Below are 21,080 nucleotides of genomic sequence, written 5' to 3'. Positions count from 1 at the left end.
GAGCTTAATCCTGTAAGCGGGCGATCTCTTCGCCAAACTCTTTGATATCTTCGAAGCTGCGGTAGACCGAGGCGAAGCGGATATAGGCGACCTTATCGAGCTTTTTCAGCTGCTCCATCACCAGGTTACCGATCATTTTGCTCGGCACTTCACGCTCACCCAAACCACGAAGGTAAGATTTTATGTGGTTTAACGCCATCTCCACGTCGTCCGCGCTGACGGGACGTTTTTCAAGGGCCTTCAGCATTCCGCTGCGCAGTTTCTCTTCGTTAAACGGCTCACGCACGTCGTTACTTTTTACCACGCGCGGCATGACCAGCTCTGCCACCTCAAAGGTCGTAAAACGCTCGTTGCACACCAGACACTGCCGACGACGGCGTACGGATGACCCTTCGCCCACCAGGCGAGAGTCGATGACTTTGGTATCCACAGCGGAGCAGAATGGGCAATGCATACGGTATCCCTGTTATCTGGTTAACTGATTTTCATTTTACCCTGATCTGGCCTGACAACAAAGGAAGAGCTTTTTGAGACAAAGGATCTATGTCTGACACAATGATGCTGGCTACCATTAGGACGATCCGTTATTTCAAGGAAATAAACGCAATGACAAGACGTTACCTGAAAATATTGCTGGTGGGGAGCCTCTTCACCCTTAGCGCCTGTGCACAGCAAACCGAAGTCCGCCAGTTGAAACAGAGCGTCAATACGCTCAATACGGCGATGGACAAACTGAACAAAGAAACGGTGAAAATCACCCAGCAAAACGCGCTGAATGCCAAATCCAGCAGCGGGGTTTATCTGCTGCCGGGCGCGAATACGCCTGCGCGGCTCAATAGTCAGATCGGCACGCTAAAAATGTCTCTGGTGAATGTGGCGGCGAATGCAGATGGTACTCGCGCAACATTACGCATCCAGGGAGAGTCCAACGATCCGCTTCCGGCCTTCAGCGGCACTGTCGAGTGGGGCCAGATCCAGGGCACCACGGAGAATTACCAGGAGGTGAACGTGAAGAATCAACTCTTCACCGCCCCGGCCAGTGTTTTAGCACCAAGCGATGTGGATATCCCGCTTCAGTTAAGCGGTCTTACGCCGGAACAGTTAGGCTTTATCCGCATTCACGACATTCAACCCGCCGCGCACTAATCCCCTCCTTTTTAGCGGAGTGAAATGTCACTCCGCTAACATTTACATTTCGTATGGATTGGCAACATAAATGATTGCCGCTACAATCCCGGCCGTTTAAAGTACGCAAACGTGAACGCAATCGATTACGCGTGTGAGAGATATGTGAAACAACACATATTTTTGTGAGCAGGGATTCCTATAATAGGCACCGCAGAAACACGAAATATTTAGAAACGCAATTCGCGCATTTTTCACTCCCGGAAGGGAATTTCAATCAGTGGCATGATTATGAAAAAAACATTACTCGCAGCTGGTGCCGTGCTGGCACTGTCCTCTTCTTTCACTGTTAACGCAGCGGAAAACGACAAACCACAATACCTCTCCGACTGGTGGCACCAGAGCGTTAACGTGGTGGGCAGCTACCACACGCGTTTCGGACCACAGATTCGTAACGATACCTACCTGGAATATGAAGCCTTCGCCAAGAAAGACTGGTTTGATTTCTACGGTTACGTCGATCTGCCAGTGTTCTTTGGTGGTAACACCGATGCGAAAGGTATCTGGAACAACGGTTCTCCGCTGTTCATGGAAATCGAACCACGCTTCTCTATCGACAAGCTGACCGGTACCGATCTGAGCTTTGGGCCGTTCAAAGAGTGGTACTTCGCGAACAACTACATTTACGACATGGGTCGCAACGATTCTCAGGAACAAAGCACCTGGTATATGGGTCTGGGTACGGACATCGACACTGGCCTGCCAATGAGCCTGTCTCTGAACGTGTACGCTAAGTATCAGTGGCAGAACTACGGTGCCGCGAACGAAAACGAGTGGGATGGCTACCGTTTCAAAGTGAAATACTTTGTGCCAATTACCCAACTGTGGGGTGGCAACCTGAGCTATATCGGCTTCACCAACTTTGACTGGGGCTCAGACCTAGGTGACAACGACTTCCGCGACCTGAACGGTAAGAAAGCGCGTACCAATAACTCCATCGCCTCCAGCCATATTCTGGCGCTGAACTACGATCACTGGCACTACTCTGTTGTGGCACGTTACTGGCACAACGGTGGTCAGTGGAACGACGACGCCAGCCTGAACTTCGGCAACGGCGACTTCAGCGTGCGTTCTACCGGCTGGGGTGGTTACCTGGTTGTAGGTTACAACTTCTAATCTCATGGTTTTTGCCGGGTGGCGGCTTCGCCTTACCCGGCCTACAAAACCTGTAGGCCCGTGCAAGCGCAGCGCCGCCGGGCAAAAAAGCCAGCTCTTAAGCTGGCTTTTTACTGCCTCACCTTACGCAAAAAATCCGCCAAAGACCTGTCCGCACTCTCGCTAAACCGCCTTTCCGTAGTCACAATATTGAGGCATCTGTCGAGCCGGAAACAGCGATAGTCATCGCGCCGTTCACACCACGCGGCCAGCAGCCAGCGCTCTCCCCAGAAGAACAGCCCCAGCGGCTGAACCTCACGATTAGACAGCTGTCCTGCTTCATCACGGTAATGCAGTGCCAGCACCTGCTGGGCGGAAATTGCCTGATGAATCCTGTCAAAGTCGCTGCGGGAGTGGCTTTGCATGCAAAAATCCGGGGCGTAGATCCGCGTCTGCTCCGCCTTTCGACGACTCTCCTCGGGCAGAATCGCCAGCACCTTTTCCTGAGCCGACTCCAGCTCACGCGACAGCGATTCCCCACCCCAGGTTTTGAGCAGGCGAATCGCGACGATCAGCGCCTCAGACTCCTTATTTGTCAGCATCAGCGGCGGCAGGTCAAAGCCCGACATGAGGCGATATCCGCTCCCCGCTTCACCTTCCACCGGCACGCCGGAAAGCGACAGGTCGCGGATATCGCGATAGACCGTACGCTCGGACACGCCAAGCCGGTCCGCCAGATGCGCTGCCGTTGTCAGACGCCTGCCCCGCAGGATCTGCACAATCTGAAACAATCGGTCAGCGCGTCGGGTCATATCTTAGTCCGCTCTCAGGCAGGTTGATGGAGCCCGACGCGGTTACCCTCGCTGTCGGTAAACAAGGCGATAGTGCCAATGCCATGCGGCAGTTCCAGCGGACCAAACACGCACTCGCCGCCCGCAGAGGCGATGCGATCGAGCGTGGCCGCCAGATTGTCAGTATGCAGGTAAATAATAGCGCCCTGCAAAGACGGTGTAACGCCGTCAAATTTTGCCAGTGCGCCTCCGGTGGCGGGATCCTCATGCGGGAAAACGGCCAGCTCCGCGCAGTCCATTTTCTCGCGACGCAGCGCAAGCTGCATCACCGGCTCATAAAATTTGATGGCGCGATCCATATCCGAGACCGGAATTTCAAACCAGTTAATGACGCTTTTCATACATCCTCCTGCCTGTTGTTTGGGTTCAGAAGGAGTCTACGCCAGGGCTCCTGACAGCATACTGTCAGGAGTGTTTGTCAGAAGGAGATAAAAAAAATCCCGGTCAACCGACCGGGATTTCGATAACGCGCTAAACGTCGCCTTACGGCAGAATGGACGGCTGATCCGCCCCTTCTTTCTCGACTTTCTGCTGGAGCAGGTGCTCGCGCTTCATGCCGAGTTTCAGTGCCAGGGCGGACGCGACGTAGATAGACGATGCCGTACCGATGGTGACACCAATCAACATGGTCAGCGAGAAGCCTTCCAGTACCGGACCACCGAAGAGGAACAGCATCAGGATCACCATCAGGGTAGTACCGGAGGTGATCAAGGTACGGTGCAGCGTCTGGGTCAACGACACGTTAAAGATTTCGTACGGCGTACCGCGACGGATCTTACGGAAGTTTTCACGAATACGGTCAGATACCACGATACTGTCGTTCAGTGAGTAACCGATAACGGACATCAGGGATGCCACAATCGTCAGGTCAATCTCAATGTGGAACAGAGACAGTATGCCCATGGTGATCACCACGTCGTGCGCCAGGGCGATAACCACACCGGCCGCCAGTCGCCACTCAAAGCGGAAACCGACGTACACCAGGATGGAAATCAGCGCCACCAGCAGCGCCATCGCGCCGGTCTGCGCCAGGTCAGCACCCACGCTTGGGCCGACGAACTCAATACGCTTAACCGCTGCGTTCTGGCTGGTTGTTTCGTTAATCACGCTAACAACCTTACTGCCCAGCTCCTGGCTGCCGTTGGCATCGTGCACCGGCGGCATACGTACCATGATGTCGCGGCTGCTGCCGAAGTTCTGCAGCAGCGGCTCTTCAAAGCCCGCTTTCTGCAGCGATTCGCGCATCTGGTCCATATCGACCGGTTTTTCCAGGGAGATCTCGATGACCGTACCACCGGTGAAATCGAGACCCCAGTTAAAGCCTTTCACGCCCATAATGATGATGGACAGAATCAGCAGGAAACCTGAAATGCCGAAGGCCCAGTAGTCCCAGCGCATAAAGTCCCAGACTTTACGGCCGTGGTTCAATTGTTCAACAGTATATTCCTGTGCCACAACGCACTCCTCAGATAGACAGCTTTTTGACGCGCTTGCCGCCGTACAGCAGGTTCACGATGGCACGGGTGCCGACAATAGCGGTAAACATTGACGTTGCGACACCGATACCGGTTGTAATCGCAAAGCCTTTGATCGCGCCAGTACCCACTGCATACAGGATAAGAACCTTAATCAGTGTTGTTACGTTCGCATCGAAGATGGAGCTGAACGCGCCTTTATAACCTTCATCAATCGCCTGCTGAACAGAGCGACCGTTGCTCAACTCTTCTTTGATACGTTCGTTAATCAGTACGTTGGCGTCGACCGCCACCGCAAGGGTCAGAACGATACCCGCAATACCCGGCATGGTCAGCGTCGCCCCCGGCAGCAGGGACATAATGCCGATAATCAGCACCAGGTTCGCGATCAGCGCGGAGGTCGCAATCAGACCAAACTTCTTATAGAAGAAGATCATGAAGAGGATAGAGACCACCAGACCGGCCAGACACGCTTCCAGGCCCTGCTGGATGTTTTGCATCCCCAGCGTTGGACCAATGGTACGTTCTTCAACAATCTGAATTGGCGCAATCAGCGCACCGGCACGCAGCAGCAGAGAGAGCTGACGCGCTTCGTTCGGGTTGCTAATACCGGTAATACGGAAGCTGTTACCCAGACGAGACTGGATGTTGGCGATGTTAATCACCTCTTCCTCTTTCACCAGCACCGCACGACCATTCGCATCTTTCTTACCGCTGTCTTTGTACTCCACGAACAGGGTTGCCATCGGCTTGCCGATGTTGTCCTTGGTGAAGTTCGACATGATGTTACCACCCGCGCTATCAAGCGAGATGTTAACCTGCGGCTGGTTGTATTCGTCCTGGCTCGACGTGGAGTCGGTGATATGGTCACCGGTCAGAATCACGCGTTTGTACAGCACAACAGGCTGACCTTCACGAGTCTGTTTCACTTCGGAATCACCCGGAATACGGCCTGCTGCGGCAGCGGACTGATCGACGTTGGAATTGACCAGACGGAATTCCAGCGTGGCGGTCGCCCCCAGAATCTCTTTCGCACGCGCGGTATCCTGGATACCCGGCAGTTCAACCACGATACGGTCAGCACCCTGGCGCTGCACCAGCGGCTCAGCTACACCCAACTGGTTTACACGGTTACGCAGAATGTTGATGTTCTGCTGAACGGCATATTCACGCGCTTCTTTCAGACGCGCATCGGTCATCACCGCGCGCAGCTGGTTGCTGCCCTGCGAGGAGATCACCAGGTCACGGTGACGTTGGGTCAGGTAATCTACAGCCTGATCGCGCGCCGCGCTGTCGCGGAACGTGATGCTCATGCCGTAGTTATCTTCTTTACGCACGGTGGTGTAAGCGATGCCTTTATCACGCAGATCGCTGCGCAGGCTGTCGATATTCTGTTCCTGCAGCTTGCCGAGCGCGGTATCCATATCCACTTCCATCAGGAAGTGAACGCCGCCACGCAGGTCAAGACCGAGTTTCATTGGCTCTGCATTCATCGCAGCCAGCCAACGCGGGGTTGCAGGGGCAAGGTTAAGCGCCACGACGTATTTATCACCCAGCACGCCCATCAGCGCTTCACGTGCGCGGAGCTGCGTGTCGGTGGTGTCGAAGCGAGCAAGAATTGCACCCTCTTCCAGAGCCACAGACTTAGCGGTAATTTTTTCTTCTTGTAACGTTTTCTGGACCTGGATCAGCGTTTGCTCACTGGCGGCGACACCGCGCGCGCCAGTGATTTGAACAGCCGGATCCTCACCATACAGGTTGGGAAGCGCGTACAGCAGGCCGACGAGAATCACGACGACCAGCATGATGTACTTCCACAAAGGATAACGGTTTAACACGGCAGTTCCCTTTGGGAAAAGTTGGGATTACAGCGCCTTCATGGTGCCTTTCGGCAGAACGGCAGCTACGAAGTCACGTTTGATGACCACTTCAGTGGTGTCGTTCAGGGCGATAGCAATGTAGCCGTTTTCAGCCACTTTGGTTACGCGACCGACCAGACCACCGTTAGTCAGCACTTCATCGCCTTTCGCAATGGAGTTCATCAGGTTTTTGTGCTCTTTGGTGCGCTTCTGCTGTGGACGCAGGATCATGAAGTAGAAGATCAGACCGAACACAACCAGCATCAGAATCAGAGACATCGGGCTGCCCTGCGCTGGAGCACCTGTTGCCGCTACCGCATCAGAAATAAAAAAGCTCATTCAAATTCCCTCATTATTAAAATTAATCAACGTTCAACGGTGGAACATCCCGCCCCTGACGTTGGTAGAAATCGGTCACGAAGCTCTCTAATTTACCCTCTTCGATAGCCTTACGTAAACCAGCCATTAAGCGCTGATAATAACGAAGATTATGAATGGTATTGAGACGCGCGCCCAAAATCTCATTGCAACGATCGAGATGATGCAGGTACGCGCGAGAATAATTGCGACAGGTATAGCAATCGCACTCGGAATCGAGCGGGCTGGTGTCACTCTTATGCTTCGCGTTACGGATTTTCACCACGCCATCGGTAACGAACAAATGGCCGTTACGCGCGTTGCGGGTTGGCATGACGCAGTCGAACATATCAATGCCGCGGCGTACGCCTTCAACCAGATCTTCCGGTTTCCCCACGCCCATCAGGTATCGTGGTTTATCCGCCGGGATTTGCGGGCAGACATGTTCCAGAATACGGTGCATGTCTTCCTTCGGCTCACCCACAGCCAAACCGCCGACAGCGTAGCCATCAAAACCTATCTCTACCAGACCTTTAACCGAGATATCGCGTAAATCTTCGTAAACGCTGCCCTGGATAATGCCGAACAGCGCATTTTTGTTCTGCAGGGAGTCAAAACGGTCACGGCTTCGCTTCGCCCAGCGCAGAGACATCTCCATAGAACGCTTGGCGTAGTCCCAGTCGGCCGGATACGGCGTGCATTCGTCGAAGATCATCACGATGTCAGAGCCGAGATCGTACTGAATCTCCATTGATTTTTCGGGATCGAGGAAAATTGGATCGCCGTTGATCGGGTTACGGAAGTGAACGCCCTGCTCGGTGATCTTGCGGATATCGCCCAGGCTGAAGACCTGGAAACCGCCGGAGTCGGTCAGGATAGGGCCTTTCCACTGCATGAAGTCGTGCAGGTCGCCGTGGAGCTTCATGATCTCCTGACCCGGACGCAGCCAGAGGTGGAAGGTGTTGCCGAGGATAATCTGCGCGCCAGTGGCTTCAACTTCTTCCGGCGTCATCCCTTTTACGGTACCGTACGTGCCCACAGGCATAAACGCGGGGGTTTCCACCACGCCGCGATCAAACACCAGGCGACCGCGACGCGCGCGACCGTCGGTGGTATCGAGTTCAAATTTCATTTTTTCTCCGACGTCAGAAAAACAGTCCAACGTTGTAACACGGTGCCGCGGACTTATTCCCCGACACGCTCATTCAAAGCCTGCGGATTGTACGTGATAAACATCGCGTCACCGTAGCTAAAAAAGCGATATTTTTGTTCTACCGCAGACTTGTAGGCATTCATCGTATGCTGATAACCCGCGAATGCGGAGACCAGCATAATCAGCGTCGATTCAGGCAGATGGAAGTTGGTCACCAGCGCGTCAATCACCTTGTACTGGTAGCCCGGGTAGATAAAGATCTGCGTATCGCCAAAGAATGGCTCAATAAGATCGTTCTTCGCTGCCTGCGCGGCGCTCTCAAGTGAGCGCACAGACGTCGTACCGACCGCCACGACGCGGCTGCCGCGCGCTTTCGCCGCCAGCACTGCGTCCACCACGTCCTGAGGCACTTCAGCATACTCAGAGTGCATGATGTGATCTTCAATGCTGTCCACGCGCACCGGCTGGAAGGTACCCGCGCCGACGTGCAGCGTCACGAACGCCATCTCAATGCCTTTCGCGCGCAGTTTTTCCAGCAGCGGCTCATCAAAGTGCAGACCTGCCGTTGGGGCCGCGACCGCGCCAGGCTTCTGGCTGTAGACGGTCTGATACAGCTCGCGGTCGGCCTCTTCGTCCGGACGCTCAATATACGGCGGCAGCGGCATGTGGCCGATGGCGTTCAGGATATCAAGCACCGTGCGCTCGTCGTTAAACTCCACTTCGAAAAGCGCGTCGTGGCGCGCGGTCATGGTCGCCTTGATGCTCTCATCATCGCCCAGCAGCAGCTCCGCGCCCGGCTTCGGGGCTTTGGAGGCGCGAATATGTGCCAGAATACGTTTATCATCGAGCATACGTTCGACCAGCACTTCAATCTTGCCGCCACTGGCTTTACGGCCAAACAGGCGCGCCGGGATCACGCGGGTATTGTTAAAGACCAGCAGATCGCCAGGGTTGAGCTTGTCGAGCAAATCGGTGAAAGTACCGTGCGTCAGCTCGCCCGTTGGCCCATCCAGTGACAGTAAGCGACAGCTGCTGCGCTCAGGCATGGGATAGTGAGCAATCAGGGATTCAGGTAGTTCAAAGGAGAAATCGGCGACGCGCATGACGTATACTCGTGACTTAAAAACAGGCGGCATAGTCTAGTGCTCACACCCTTTTGCTGCAACAACTAGCCGCCCCCGGACAAATAAAACGCATGAATTTTCTCGCTCACCTGCATCTCGCGCACCTCGCTGACAGCTCCCTTTCGGGCAATTTGCTGGCCGATTTCGTACGCGGTAATCCCGCAGAAGACTACGCCCCTGAGGTTGTCGACGGGATTTTTATGCACCGCCGCATCGACGTGCTGACGGATAAACTGCCGGAAGTGACGGAAGCCAAAGCGTGGTTCCGCCCTGAAACGCGCCGCGTTGCGCCGATCACGCTCGACGTGATGTGGGATCACTTCCTGTCGCGCCACTGGGAGCAGCTGTCGCCGGAGCTACCCCTGCCCGAATTTGTGCGCTATGCCCACCAGCAGGTGTCGATCATTCTGCCCGACTCGCCGCCGCGCTTTGTCAATCTGAACAACTATCTGTGGTCGGAACGCTGGCTGGAGCGCTATAGCGAGATGGACTTCATCCAGAACGTGTTAAATGGGATGGCGAGCCGTCGCCCGCGACTGGACGCGCTGCGGGATTCCTGGTATGACCTGGATGAACATTACGATGCGCTGGAGACCCGATTCTGGCAATTCTATCCGCGCATGATGGCGCAGGCGAAAAACAAACAGCTCTGACAGAATTCGTATTGATAGGTAAAAGCTGGCGGAACGATTGTCACCACCTCTTTGTCTTATCCATGAACACTCTCTATACTGGCTCGCGTTGCGTTCCAAATAACCTTAGTATCTACAGGAGAATCATATGGTTCTGGTAACTCGTCCGGCTCCGGATTTTACAGCTGCAGCAGTTCTGGGCAACGGTGAAATCGTTGAAAACTTCAACTTCAAACAGCACACCAACGGTAAAGCGACCGTTCTGTTCTTCTGGCCAATGGACTTCACTTTCGTTTGCCCGTCTGAGCTGATCGCGTTCGACAAACGTTATGAAGAATTCCAGAAGCGTGGCGTAGAAGTGGTTGGCGTCTCCTTCGACTCTGAGTTTGTACACAACGCATGGCGTAACACCCCTGTCGACAAAGGCGGCATCGGTGCGGTGAAATACGCAATGGTTGCGGACATCAAACGCGAAATCCAGCAGGCTTACGGTATCGAACATCCGGACGCTGGCGTTGCGCTGCGCGGTTCCTTCCTGATCGACGCGAACGGCATCGTTCGTCACCAGGTTGTGAACGATCTGCCGCTGGGTCGTAACATCGACGAAATGCTGCGCATGGTTGACGCGCTGCAGTTCCACGAAGAGCACGGCGAAGTGTGCCCGGCTCAGTGGGAAAAAGGTAAAGAAGGTATGGCTGCTTCCCCAGACGGCGTGGCTAAATACCTGTCTGAGAACGTATCCAGCCTGTAATCGGCACGGTTTACGAGAAAGGCCCGCTTATGCGGGCCTTTTTTATGCCTTACGCTGCGTTTCCCGCCAGATGCGCCAGGCCATGCCCGCCAGCAGGAGCACGCCCGCAATCAGCACGCCCCACACCAGCAGGGCGTTCATCCAGCTCGCCCGATCGGCCGCAGAGGTGGCGGTCAGACGCCCCTCGCCGCCTAACGCAACGTCATCCACAATGTCGGCCTGCGGCAGGTTCGCCATTGCATAGGTCTTACGCAGGTCGGCGGGGATCAGCATGTCGGGCTCCACGCTGGCAGGCTTTGCGGCGCCGTTGCCCCAGGCAAGCACGTACGGCGCTTTCCCCTGCGCGTTGAACACCAGGTCATAGCGGTCGCGATGCCCCGTGACGCTCGGCAGGTATTCTGGCAGACGCGCATTCAGCGTCGTGATTTTCACGGCCTGCACCAGGCCCCCGCTAAGCGAAACCGGTCCGGACGTTTTTCCCTCCAGGCGATAAATCACCTCTTTTTTCAGGGGGTGCCATGCGTCTTTTTCCGTACTGCGCCACGCGATCTCCACGGGAAGGACACCATCACCGTTCAGCGAAATGCTGACAGCACTCAGCGGCTGCGGGCGCACCCAGCGCCACTGCGCTTCGCTTGTCGATAGCGGCTCCCCTTCTCCCTCAAGATTGATCTCTTCCGGGGCCGCCTGCGCAGGTGCGCTGATTGCGTTTACGCCGGTCAACGTTATCCCCTTGCTCTGCGTATTCAGCACCACCATGAGATAGCGATTCGCCTCGGGAGATAAAACCGTATCGGTATCGATCCGATCGAGTTTAAGGCGATCCTGACCGCTGGCGACGTCCAGCAGCGGCATATCTTCGCGCAGGGTATACCAGCGCTTAAGATCCTCGCTGTAATAGACCGACGCCGTTCCCTGCCAGGGCGACTGCGGGGTATTCCAGAGCAGCTGCAACTGGGATATGGCCAGCTCACCCGTCGTCTGCTCCGGCAAGGTCAGCAGGTAATGTTGTCCGGCTGCGGCGGCTTTTTGCCCCTCCAGCACAATCTCAACGCCGTTTCGGGAACGGAGCAGGATCTTATCGCTGTCACCGGCGTCTGAGCCAGCCGCGAGCGGCGAGGCGTCCAGCGGAAAGAGACGCAGCGCCGTGGAGTGCGCTGTGTCCTGCGGGCGCGTTGCGGCGATCAGGCTAAAGGGAACCGGCTCGCCCGACTGGTTAAAGACGCGAACATCATGCAGATCCGCTGACGTACTCTGCTCATAGACGGCAAGCGGCAGCATCACCCGATACCACCGGGAAGGAACGGACGTGTCGAGTGAACGACCAAAGGCATAGTCCCGGGGCGATTCCGCGGGTACCTCGTCGCAGAACGCCGGGCCGGAAAGCGCCAGCAGCGCGGTACACGCTACCGCTTTCATCCATTTCATTTTTCATCTCCTGTTTTTGGCGGTAGCGGCGAGAAATAGCCCACTATCAACACAAGTATCGCCACGCCGATAAACGCCACCGCGCGCGACAGACCGCCTCCGCCCGCGCTGTCCACCAGCATCAGCTTAACCATCACCACACCCAGCAGCGCGGCCCCGCAGAGCCACTCCTGCCGGGAAGCCTGACGGGTGGCATGGATCATGACCACCAGCGCGCTCAACATCCAGAACAGGGCAAAGCTGGTCTGGATAAGCCGCGAATCCCACAGCGATGCCATATTCCAGGCCACGTCGCCGTACCAGGCCAGGGCGCGCATCAGCGCACCGTTTAGCCACCAGAAGCCAAACGCCATGAGCGCGACGGCAGGCCACGGGCGCGCTTGCACAAGCCACGCCGGGTAGTAGCGATCCACCGCCCGATAAAAGACCACCAGACCCAGCAACGCGAACGCGGCACCTTCCTCAAGCGGGTTCACCAGCGGCAGCCAGGTCTGACGATAGACTACGCCGTCCTGGAAATTGGTCACCACCAGCAATACCAGCAGCGCCACGACTACGGGAATCGGTGCCAGGCAGGCGTAGAGCGCAGGCCACTCCCGGAACGGCCACACGCGACGCCGTACCGCAGCAGAGAGCGCCATAATCACCCCGCCGCCTGCAGCCATCGCCAGTCCGCTACCCCAGGCCGCCATGCCCCATGGCAGAGACCGGGCAAAGCAGTAAAGCTCGGCGGCCAGCGCCAGTAAAATCATCCAGAACAGCGACAGATGCAGCCCCCTCGCGATGCGCGGCAGGAGTCTTTCACCGTCGCGCCGCAACAGCATTAGCGCGGCAGGAAGCGCAACGCACCAGGCCAGGTTTGACCAGCCGGCGGAGACGATCTGCTGGTGCCAGAGCTGATAACCCACCATCAGCAGCATAACCGGCCAGAGCAGCCATTTGCTGGCGTCCAGCTCCCGCCACGCCAGACGAGCGGCCACCTGCCGCCAGCCCCAGACCGACGCCGCCGTCAGCGCCAGCACGCCCGCCAGAATCGGTAATTCCTTCGTCAATGCCAGCCGCGATGCGCCCAATAGCGCCACGAGCCAGAACAGCAGACCACCAGCCAGCAGCGCCCAGCTGACCGGCAGGAAGTGAGTCCGCCACAGCCAGGCCGCAGCCAGCCAGCAAAGGCTAAGGATGGCGAAGATAAGGAGCAGGCTCAGCGGCGTAACGCCGTTTGTTTGCGCCCACAGCGCGCTGCCGAGCGCCAGCACCAGCAGCGCCGTCCCGCTATAGCTCATCCGCCGCTGCTGCTGTTGCACGCCCAGCCAGAGGATACCCAGCCCCTCCAGCGCCCAGGCCATTGCCGTCCAGCGCGCCGACAGCGCCAGCGGAATGGCGAGTGTGGCAAACCCGCCGCCGATGGTCAGCGCCGCCATGACCAGCGGCCGTCCGAGGGAGGGATAGCGCCGCAGCGCGAGGTACGCAAGGGTGAGATAAAATGCGCCGTATCCCAGCGCGCTCAGCGCCGGGCCATATTCCCAGTGTCGGGTCATGCCGTACTGCATCCCGAAGCCGATCAGCGGCGGGGCAAACAGCAGCACACCATCAACGATCTGCTTCCCTTTCTCCTGCGCCCGCAGCGACAGCGCCACGCTCAACACGCCGAATATCAGCGTATTGGCAATCAGGAACAGCTGGCAGATCCAATAGTCTTCAGGCTGGTAGTCATTCAGCCCCCACAGGCCGCCCACGCCGAACGTGAACAGCAGCCCGAGCAGGTTCAGCTCGCGCCAGTGCTGCCAGATGCTGATAGCAAGAATGCCGATGGACAGCAGGAGGTAGAAAGAGAACAGCGCGACAAAGCTGCCGCCCCCGGTAGACAAGAGGAGCGGCGCAAGATAGCCGCCGAGGCTCGCCAGCATGGCAAGGCTCAGCGCCTTCTGCAGCACCGCCAGCCCGACGCTCGCCGCGCAAATCACCACCAGCAGCGCAAAAGCCAGCGTCATCGGCAACATTTGCCAGAGCCGGAAGGCGCCAAACACCGTCAGGTAGAGCACGCCGGTCGCCCCGCCCTGGAGGATCAACGCATAGACGCGCTGCCTGTGCCGCAGTCGCCACCCGACAGCCAGCAGAACAATGGCAAACAGCGCGGTTGCCACGAGGCGCAGCTCAAGCGGGAACAGGGAATGTTCGACGGTATAGCGCAGCAGGAAAGAGAGGCCGAGGAAGAGCAGCAGGATCCCCAGCTTCGCCAGCGGATTACCCTGCATGAACCAGCGCGCCAGCGACGTCAGGATGCCGCCAAAGGCTGAAGGCTGTTTTGCCACTGGCGCAGGAACCTGAGTGGGTTCTGCCACCGCAGCGGGAATATCGGGGCGCCAGGGGTCGACAGACGCGGGAGCGTCCTCCACCACCGGCGCGGTCATAGCCACCGGCGCGGCGGTCTGCACCGGCTCCGGCGCGTTCTCAGGCATGCCGCGCTGCTCAAGCGCCTCTATGCGCTGGCGTAGCCGGGCGATCTCCTGCTGCGCCGCCGTACTGCGATTAAACCCGATAACCGCAAGCACGGGCGCAACCAGCAGCGCAAAAACCAGGAATAAACAGCCAAGGATGTAAAGCTCGTCCATGTTTCCACCTTCACCGTAAACGATCTGTTAAGATTGACACAAATCGTTGCATTTGCGCCATCTTAAAAGGTGGAAACATTAGCGCATTAGCTGCCGAACCAGATCGTCGCGGATACCGCAGGCAGCGCCAGCACGCCGTCCTGTATCGTCGCCTTGCCCTCTTTGCTCTTCCACGCTGCCACCTTCAGCAGCGGTGAATCATCCAGCACCACTTCGCAGGCCTCGCCCCGGTTGATCGCCACCAGCACGCGCTGCTGGTTATAGACGCGAGCAAACACCACCACGTTATCGTGGGCGTACACCACCTGACAGCCGCCGTAGCGCAGGGCGAGACTCTGCTTACGCAACTTCGCCAGGCGCTGATACAGGCTGAACAGCACCTTGTCCTGTTTCTCCGGCGCCCACGGGAAGGTTTTGCGACAGAACGGATCGTTGTTGCCGTCCAGCCCCACCTCGTCTCCGTAGTAGATGCACGGTACGCCCGGCCAGGTGAAGAGCCAGGTCACCGCCAGCGGCAGACGCGCGACATCCTTGCCGAGCAGGGATTTAAAGCGCGCGGTGTCGTGGCTATCGAGCTGGTTAAACATCCGCAGCTGCTGCTGATGCGACAGACCGGCGCGGTAGTTCTCCATCCACGCCATGCAGGTTTCAGCGTCGATATGATTCGGATCGTAGGAGATATCGGTGTTGGCGAGGAATCCCCACAGCGGGAAGGTAAAGCCGCGATAGTTCATCGCCGCATCTTCCGCATCGTTCTGCAGCCACTGGCGCGCGTCGCCAAAGTGCTCGCCAAAGACGAACGCCTCCGGCTGGGCCGCTTTTGCCGAGCGCGTAATCCCGGCGACGTGCTGAAGGTTATTCCGCGCCCCGCCCGCTTCGCCGAGCATATGCACTACGTCCAGACGCCAGCCGTCCATATTCCACGGCGCCTTCAGCCAGTGGCGCACGATGCTGTCTTCCCCGCCGTAAATCTCGTTCACAAGCGTTGGCGACTGGAAATCCAGCTTCGGCAGGCTCGGGTAGCCCAGCCAGTCCAGCGCACGCCCCTCCTCATTAAAGCTATACCAGTCGCGCTGCGGCGAATCCGGGTTATGACATGCCCCGCCCATCGACTGGTTATGCCGATCAAACCACGCATGCGAATCTCCGCTGTGGTTGAACACGCCGTCCAGAATGAGGCGCATACCTGCGTTTTGGGTGTTCTTACGCAGGCGCAGCAGCGCCTCGTCACCGCCAAACTGCGCGTCAACGTGGCGATAATCTTCGGTATCGTATTTATGTACGCTCGGGGCCTTGAACACCGGGTTGAGATACAGCGCCGTCACGCCCAGTTTTTTCAGGTACGGCAGCTTTTCGCTGATGCCGTCGAGAGCGCCGCCGTAGAAAGTCGATCCGCCCGCCTGCGCGGTCAGCGGCTCATCCCACGCTTTTAGGATAATGTCATGGCCCGCGGCATGGTGGTAGTAGACCTTATCCTGGTCGGCAGTGCGTTTTTCGCTGCGCGCAAAACGGTCCGGGAAAATCTGGTAAAAGACCTGATCGTTAACCCACTGCGGGCCGTTATCCGGGTAATCCACAGCAAACTGCTCCAGCCGTGCGGGCGGGAAACGGCTAAACCCCTGCGGGGTAAACCACAGCTGACGGTTGTTCCACAAAAGCTTAAAGCTGTAGCGGCGGCGCGGCTGTCCGCTGTTCAGGTCGATATTCGCCCGCCAGGCGGTGATCCCCGGCTGCGGCTGGCTGCGCAGCTTGTGCATTTTCAACCCGGTCTCTTCGTTATCGATTTCGGCGCGGAGCGTCACGCGATCGGGCTGGTTTTCCCCCGCCAGCCAGAGCGTAATCACAAGGTTGTCTTTGTTTTGCTTAACAAATGGGGCAACCGGAAGGTGCCAGGCGTTTAACATCACGAATCCCCTCTGATGAAATTGACGTCACCTTGCCACAGGGTGGTTAAGGATAGCTCACCATGATGGGATTTATTGGGGGAGGAGGACGGGGGAGGAGGCATCAGTGCGGCCTGATGCCCTCACCCTAACCCTCTCCCACGGGGAGAGGGGAAAAGGATGTTACTGCGCTTCCGCCAGTTGACGGTCGCGGCGGCATTTAAACACCCAGCCCACCAGCAGCAGCACGATCCACGCGCAGCCCACGTAGAGCGAAATGCGGGTGTCCGGATGGTAGCCAATCAGGCCAATGATAAACACCAGGAAGATCAGCCCGACGACGGTGGTCGCAACGCCGCCCGGTACTTTGAACTTCAGCGCTTTCGCCTCATCCGGTGACAGGCGACGGCGGAAGGCAATCTGCGACAGCAGAATCATGATCCACACCCACACCGTTGCGAAGGTTGCCAGGGACGCAATCACCAGGAAGACGTTCTCCGGCATGATGTAGTTCAGGTAAACCGAGAACAGCAGCGCCACGGTCATCACCACGACGGTCACCCACGGCGTGCCGCGGCGTGAGGTTTTGGCGAACACCTTCGGCGCACTGCCCTGCTCCGCCATGCCGTGCAGCATACGGCCCACGCCAAAGACGTCGCTGTTGATCGCCGAAAGCGACGCGGTCAGCACCACAAAGTTGAGAATGCTGGCCGCAAACGCAATGCCCATATGCTGGAAGGTCAGGACAAACGGGCTACCGTTGGTGCCTACCTGGTTCCACGGGTAGATGGACATGATCACGAACAGCGTACCCACATAAAACACCAGAATACGCATCGGCACCGAGTTGATCGCGCGCGGAATGGATTTCTCCGGGTCTTTCGCTTCCCCGGCGGTGATACCGATAATCTCGATACCGCCGTAGGCGAACATCACCATCTGCAGCGACATCACCATCCCGAGCCAGCCGTTGCTGAAGAAGCCACCGTTGCTCCAGAGGTTGTGGATCCCGGTCGGCTGCCCGCCGTTGCCAATCCCCCAGATGATAATCCCGAAACCGGCCACAATCATGATGATGATGGTGGCGACCTTGAAGAAGGAGAACCAGAACTCCAGCTCGCCAAACACCTTCACGCTCATCAGGTTGACGGCGCAAATGATCAGCACCACGCTCAGCACCCAAATCCAGTGCGGTACCGCTGGGAACCAGACGCCCATGTAGATGCCAAATGCCGTCACGTCGGCAATCGCCACAATCAGGATTTCGAAGCAGTAGGTCCAGCCGGTGATAAACCCGGCCAGCGGGCCGAGGTTTTCCTGCGCGTAGCGGGAGAATGAGCTGGCGGAGGGGTTGTGAACCGACATTTCGCCGAGGGCGCGCATGATGATATACGCCGCCACGCCGCCGATGATGTATGCCAGCAGCACGCTGGGACCGGCCATTTTGATGGCATCTGCCGAGCCATAAAAAAGACCGGTGCCGATAGCCGAGCCCAGCGCCATAAAGCGGATGTGGCGCGTGCTCAATCCACGTTTAAGTTTGTTAGTGCTTTCCATTTAAATCTTGCCATTCAACACGAAAAAACAAAAAACCACGGGGCCTTAAGCCCCGTGGTTAAACAGTTTGTTGCCGTTGATTAATGGGCGTTCGATGCGACCTGACGCCCTGCGGCACGGTCCCAGATAATCGCCAGAACCAGCGCAACAACGGTAGGCATCAGCCAGGCCAGACCCTGCTCGGACAGCGGCAGACGCTGTGTCCAGGCTGGCAGAACTTCAGCGAACGCTGATGCTTTAATCCCGTCAAGGATACCAAAAATCAGGCTGATAAACATGGCTGGCGCAATAATTCGTGAGGAGTTGTTCCACCACGGGCGGGTGAAGCTCAGCACCACCAGCACGATGCACGGCGGATAAATCGCCGTCAGTACCGGAATAGAGACCTGAATCAGGTGGCTCAGACCGAGGTTGGACACCGCCATGGAGAAGATACCAAGGATAAACACCAGGGTACGGTAAGAGAGCGGCAGATACTGCGCAAAGAACTCAGCACAGGCGCAGGTCAGGCCAACGGCGGTAACCAGACAGGCCAGGAAGATGAGCGCCGCCAGCAGCATACTGCCCGCACCACCGAAGGTGTGCTGAACGTAGGCGTGCAGGATAGCCGCACCGTTGGCGTTCTGATCGACCAGCATGGCGCTATCGGAGCCCAGACGAAACAGCGCCAGATACAGCAGCGTCAGCCCTACGCCAGCCATCAGACCGGCCCAGATGGTATAGCGGGTCAGGAGACGCGCTTCGGTCACACCGCGGGAACGCGCGGCGTTAACGATAACGATACCAAACACCATCGCGCCCAGCGTATCCATCGTCAGGTAGCCGTTCACGAAGCCGTTAGAGAACGCGGCGTTTTTATAGGCGTCCATCGCGTCGCTAATCGGGCCGGCGGGCCAGACGATGGCCGCTACCGCCAGGACAATCAGCGCCACAATTTTCAGCGGAGCCAGGAAGTTACCCACGGTATCCAGCAGCTTGCCAGGATAGAGGGAAACCAGAATCACGATAGCGAAGTAGATCAGGCTGTAGATGAACAGCGGCATCGCGCCGTCACCGGTCAGGGGAGCAATCCCCACTTCGAAGGAAACGGTCGCGGTACGCGGGGTGGCAAACAGCGGCCCCACGGCCAGATAGCAGACGGTTGCCAGCAGAACGCCTGCCACTTTGCCGATCGGGGAGCTTAGGCTATCCACACCGCCACCGACTTTCGCCAGCGCGATGACGGTCAGCACCGGCAGACCCACGGCAGTAATCAGGAAACCAAACGCGGCGGTCCAGACGTGTTCACCCGCCTGTAAGCCAACCATTGGAGGGAAAATGATGTTGCCTGCGCCAACGAACAGCGCAAATGTCATAAAGCCCAGCGCGATGATGTCACGCGATTTTAAGTGATGGGTCATAAAACCTTACTGCCTGTGGATGTGGTGTTGAAAACATTGAGATTTTCGATATCCCTGACGGGACGATACAGCCGAAAATTTGCTCAATTTCAGCGGGAAATGCTCCCGTCCTGGCGTGGAGAAGAATAGTTTTTCGATTTACCACGCAAATACAGTCGGTCTGACAGTATCTGGGGCGCAATTTAAACGCTTATAACGTTTAAAGGCAAGGTGGGATCGTAAAACCAGAACAATATGCCAGCATGAAAATACACACCAGCACAATACGCTGTTTATAAGAAAAACCCATGGCTAATCATGCGAACAAAAAACAGCCAGCCGTATAAAATTCATCCGCGTTTCGCTTGACTGCAAAGCAAACGGGCCAGCGATGGCTGACCCGTGGAAAGGTAAAATGACACGCCCGCCGTCAGGCGATCTTTTTGGCAATTAATCGTTCCGGGATAACGAAGCTGAAGCGGGTTCCTTTGCCCAGGGTACTCTGAATATCGAGACGGCTTTCATGGTGGTTGACCGCGTGTTTCACAATCGCCAGCCCGAGGCCGCTTCCGCCCGTCTGGCGCGATCGCGCTTTATCCACACGGTAGAAGCGCTCGGTCAGACGCGGAATATGCTCCGGCGCAATCCCCGGCCCGTTGTCCTCCACGCTAAACTCGGCCCCCGTTGGGGTATGGTGCCAGCGCACCACGATATCCGTCCCCTCCGGCGTATGATTCACCGCGTTATACACCAGGTTGGAAATGGCGCTGCGCAGCTCATCTTCACTGCCCAGCACCTTCAGCGTATTGTCGACGTCAAAGGTCAGGTGATGCTTTTTGTGGCTTAACGTCTGCGCTTCACGCTCCACGACTCGCAGCATCATCGGGACATCAATGGTGTCATTCAGCGCGAGCGTTGGCGCCGCTTCAATCTTCGAGAGCGTCAGCAGCTGCTTCACCAGGCCTTCCATCCGGTGAGTTTGCTCGCGCATGGTGTGCAGCGCTTTTTCACGCGGCGCACCTTCCAGCGTTTGCTCCTGCATCATCTCCAGGTAGCCCTGCAGCACGGTCAACGGGGTTCGCAGTTCATGGCTGACGTTGGCGAAGAAGTTACGACGCGCCCCTTCCAGCTGGTGCATCTGGGTGACATCGCGCGCCACCATCAGCCACTGCTTATCGCTGTAGGGCATCACGCGGATCTCCAGATGGCGACCATTATTGAGCTTGAGATTGTGCGGACGGGTGAAATCACGCTTTTTCAGGTACAGCGTGAACTCGGGATAACGCAGAAGGTTGAGGATATTCTGTCCATTGTCATCCGGCCAGCGCAGGCCCAGCAGCTGCTGCGCCAGGCCGTTACACCAGAAGATCGTCCCTTCTTCGGTCGTCAGGATCACGGCATCCGGCAGCGACTCTGCACCGCTGCGAAAACGCTTAATCAGGCTTCCCAGCTCGCGGCGGCGCTTTTTATTACGCATCTGCATCTGATGCAGACCGTACAGCAGCGGCTCCCAGCTGCCGCTTCCCGGCGGCGGCGTCATGCTTCGGTCAACCCACAGCCACCAGGAGAGGCGCAGCAGGTTCCAGAAATGCCAGATGAGCAGCCCGGTGACCGACGCCAGCAGAAACCACGGCAGGTGTCCAAGAAAGGCCCCCAGAATGAAGGCCGGAATACAGCATAAGATCAGTTCAAAGACGAGCCTTTTCCATGACAGACGTTCCAGCACGCGTCACACTCCT

Annotated in this window: 18 protein-coding genes; 4 read left to right on the top strand and 14 right to left on the bottom strand. The window is 57.3% G+C overall.

All coding sequences use genetic code 11. From position 1 onward, the window contains the following. Positions 1-4 precede the first annotated feature (4 nt). Entirely contained in the window at positions 5-454 is a 450-nt protein-coding gene (gene nrdR, locus LJA86_RS00565) for a transcriptional regulator NrdR (RefSeq protein WP_008503337.1), read from the bottom strand. 152 nt (positions 455-606) lie between these two features. Here nrdR and LJA86_RS00560 point away from each other — a divergent pair, with 152 nt between their 5' ends. Beyond that, a complete protein-coding gene (locus tag LJA86_RS00560) occupies positions 607-1,146 on the top strand; it encodes a DUF3251 domain-containing protein (RefSeq protein WP_045909789.1) in 540 nt (179 codons plus the stop codon). 270 nt (positions 1,147-1,416) lie between these two features. Continuing rightward, positions 1,417-2,301 carry a nucleoside-specific channel-forming protein Tsx gene (locus tag LJA86_RS00555; protein ID WP_031275068.1) on the top strand — a complete coding sequence of 295 codons (885 nt, stop codon included), beginning with the start codon at positions 1,417-1,419 and terminating at the stop codon, positions 2,299-2,301. Positions 2,302-2,411: 110 nt separating this feature from the next. On the opposite strand, the gene LJA86_RS00550 is transcribed toward LJA86_RS00555, so the two are convergent. The 7 genes from LJA86_RS00550 to queA all read right to left on the bottom strand — a co-directional run bounded on the left by LJA86_RS00550 (position 2,412) and on the right by queA (position 9,078). Then, positions 2,412-3,092 (bottom strand): helix-turn-helix transcriptional regulator, encoded by a 681-nt coding sequence (locus LJA86_RS00550; RefSeq protein ID WP_032646151.1) that lies wholly within the window; start codon positions 3,090-3,092, stop codon positions 2,412-2,414. A gap of 14 nt (positions 3,093-3,106) precedes the next feature. Beyond that, the gene (locus tag LJA86_RS00545) at positions 3,107-3,472 is read right to left on the bottom strand and encodes a VOC family protein (RefSeq protein WP_008503341.1); all 366 of its coding nucleotides are present in this window, start codon (positions 3,470-3,472) and stop codon (positions 3,107-3,109) included. Positions 3,473-3,614: 142 nt separating this feature from the next. Then, the gene (gene secF / locus LJA86_RS00540) at positions 3,615-4,586 is read right to left on the bottom strand and encodes a protein translocase subunit SecF (protein WP_048225871.1); all 972 of its coding nucleotides are present in this window, start codon (positions 4,584-4,586) and stop codon (positions 3,615-3,617) included. Between the two features lie 10 nt (positions 4,587-4,596). Further along, positions 4,597-6,444 carry a protein translocase subunit SecD gene (gene secD / locus LJA86_RS00535; RefSeq protein ID WP_072052285.1) on the bottom strand — a complete coding sequence of 616 codons (1,848 nt, stop codon included), beginning with the start codon at positions 6,442-6,444 and terminating at the stop codon, positions 4,597-4,599. 27 nt (positions 6,445-6,471) lie between these two features. Continuing rightward, entirely contained in the window at positions 6,472-6,804 is a 333-nt protein-coding gene (gene yajC / locus LJA86_RS00530; RefSeq protein WP_003859109.1) for a preprotein translocase subunit YajC, read from the bottom strand. A gap of 22 nt (positions 6,805-6,826) precedes the next feature. Continuing rightward, a complete protein-coding gene (gene tgt / locus LJA86_RS00525; protein ID WP_003859110.1) occupies positions 6,827-7,954 on the bottom strand; it encodes a tRNA guanosine(34) transglycosylase Tgt in 1,128 nt (375 codons plus the stop codon). Positions 7,955-8,007: 53 nt separating this feature from the next. Continuing rightward, a complete protein-coding gene (gene queA, locus LJA86_RS00520) occupies positions 8,008-9,078 on the bottom strand; it encodes a tRNA preQ1(34) S-adenosylmethionine ribosyltransferase-isomerase QueA (RefSeq protein WP_048030078.1) in 1,071 nt (356 codons plus the stop codon). Between the two features lie 92 nt (positions 9,079-9,170). Between queA and acpH the strand changes: the two genes are divergently transcribed. Further along, positions 9,171-9,752 (top strand): ACP phosphodiesterase, encoded by a 582-nt coding sequence (gene acpH / locus LJA86_RS00515; RefSeq protein ID WP_229225317.1) that lies wholly within the window; start codon positions 9,171-9,173, stop codon positions 9,750-9,752. 127 nt (positions 9,753-9,879) lie between these two features. After that, positions 9,880-10,482 (top strand): peroxiredoxin, encoded by a 603-nt coding sequence (locus tag LJA86_RS00510; protein WP_008503347.1) that lies wholly within the window; start codon positions 9,880-9,882, stop codon positions 10,480-10,482. Between the two features lie 42 nt (positions 10,483-10,524). Here LJA86_RS00510 and LJA86_RS00505 read toward each other — a convergent pair whose 3' ends face one another. The 6 genes from LJA86_RS00505 to phoR all read right to left on the bottom strand — a co-directional run bounded on the left by LJA86_RS00505 (position 10,525) and on the right by phoR (position 21,067). Beyond that, on the bottom strand, positions 10,525-11,910 hold the full coding sequence (locus LJA86_RS00505) for a DUF3999 domain-containing protein (RefSeq protein ID WP_229225316.1): 1,386 nt from the start codon (positions 11,908-11,910) through the stop codon (positions 10,525-10,527). Further along, positions 11,907-14,522, bottom strand: a complete 2,616-nt coding sequence (locus LJA86_RS00500) for a DUF2339 domain-containing protein (protein ID WP_229225315.1) — start codon at positions 14,520-14,522, stop codon at positions 11,907-11,909. The genes LJA86_RS00505 and LJA86_RS00500 overlap by 4 nt, the downstream gene beginning before the upstream one ends. Positions 14,523-14,608: 86 nt before the next feature. Beyond that, positions 14,609-16,426: a maltodextrin glucosidase gene (gene malZ / locus LJA86_RS00495; protein ID WP_229225314.1), complete on the bottom strand. Its 1,818-nt coding sequence runs from the start codon at positions 16,424-16,426 to the stop codon at positions 14,609-14,611. A gap of 162 nt (positions 16,427-16,588) precedes the next feature. Then, on the bottom strand, positions 16,589-17,962 hold the full coding sequence (gene proY / locus LJA86_RS00490) for a proline-specific permease ProY (RefSeq protein ID WP_008503261.1): 1,374 nt from the start codon (positions 17,960-17,962) through the stop codon (positions 16,589-16,591). An 80-nt stretch (positions 17,963-18,042) separates the two neighbouring features. Beyond that, on the bottom strand, positions 18,043-19,362 hold the full coding sequence (gene brnQ, locus LJA86_RS00485) for a branched-chain amino acid transporter carrier protein BrnQ (RefSeq protein WP_045909798.1): 1,320 nt from the start codon (positions 19,360-19,362) through the stop codon (positions 18,043-18,045). A gap of 409 nt (positions 19,363-19,771) precedes the next feature. Beyond that, complete coding sequence (phoR, locus tag LJA86_RS00480) at positions 19,772-21,067, bottom strand: phosphate regulon sensor histidine kinase PhoR (RefSeq protein WP_045909799.1); 1,296 nt, start codon at positions 21,065-21,067, stop codon at positions 19,772-19,774. Positions 21,068-21,080 lie beyond the last annotated feature (13 nt).

This window comes from Enterobacter sp. TCD1-1 (assembly GCF_020567405.1).
GTDB lineage: Bacteria > Pseudomonadota > Gammaproteobacteria > Enterobacterales > Enterobacteriaceae > Enterobacter > Enterobacter quasiroggenkampii.
This window is presented reverse-complemented; position numbering and strand designations above follow the sequence as displayed.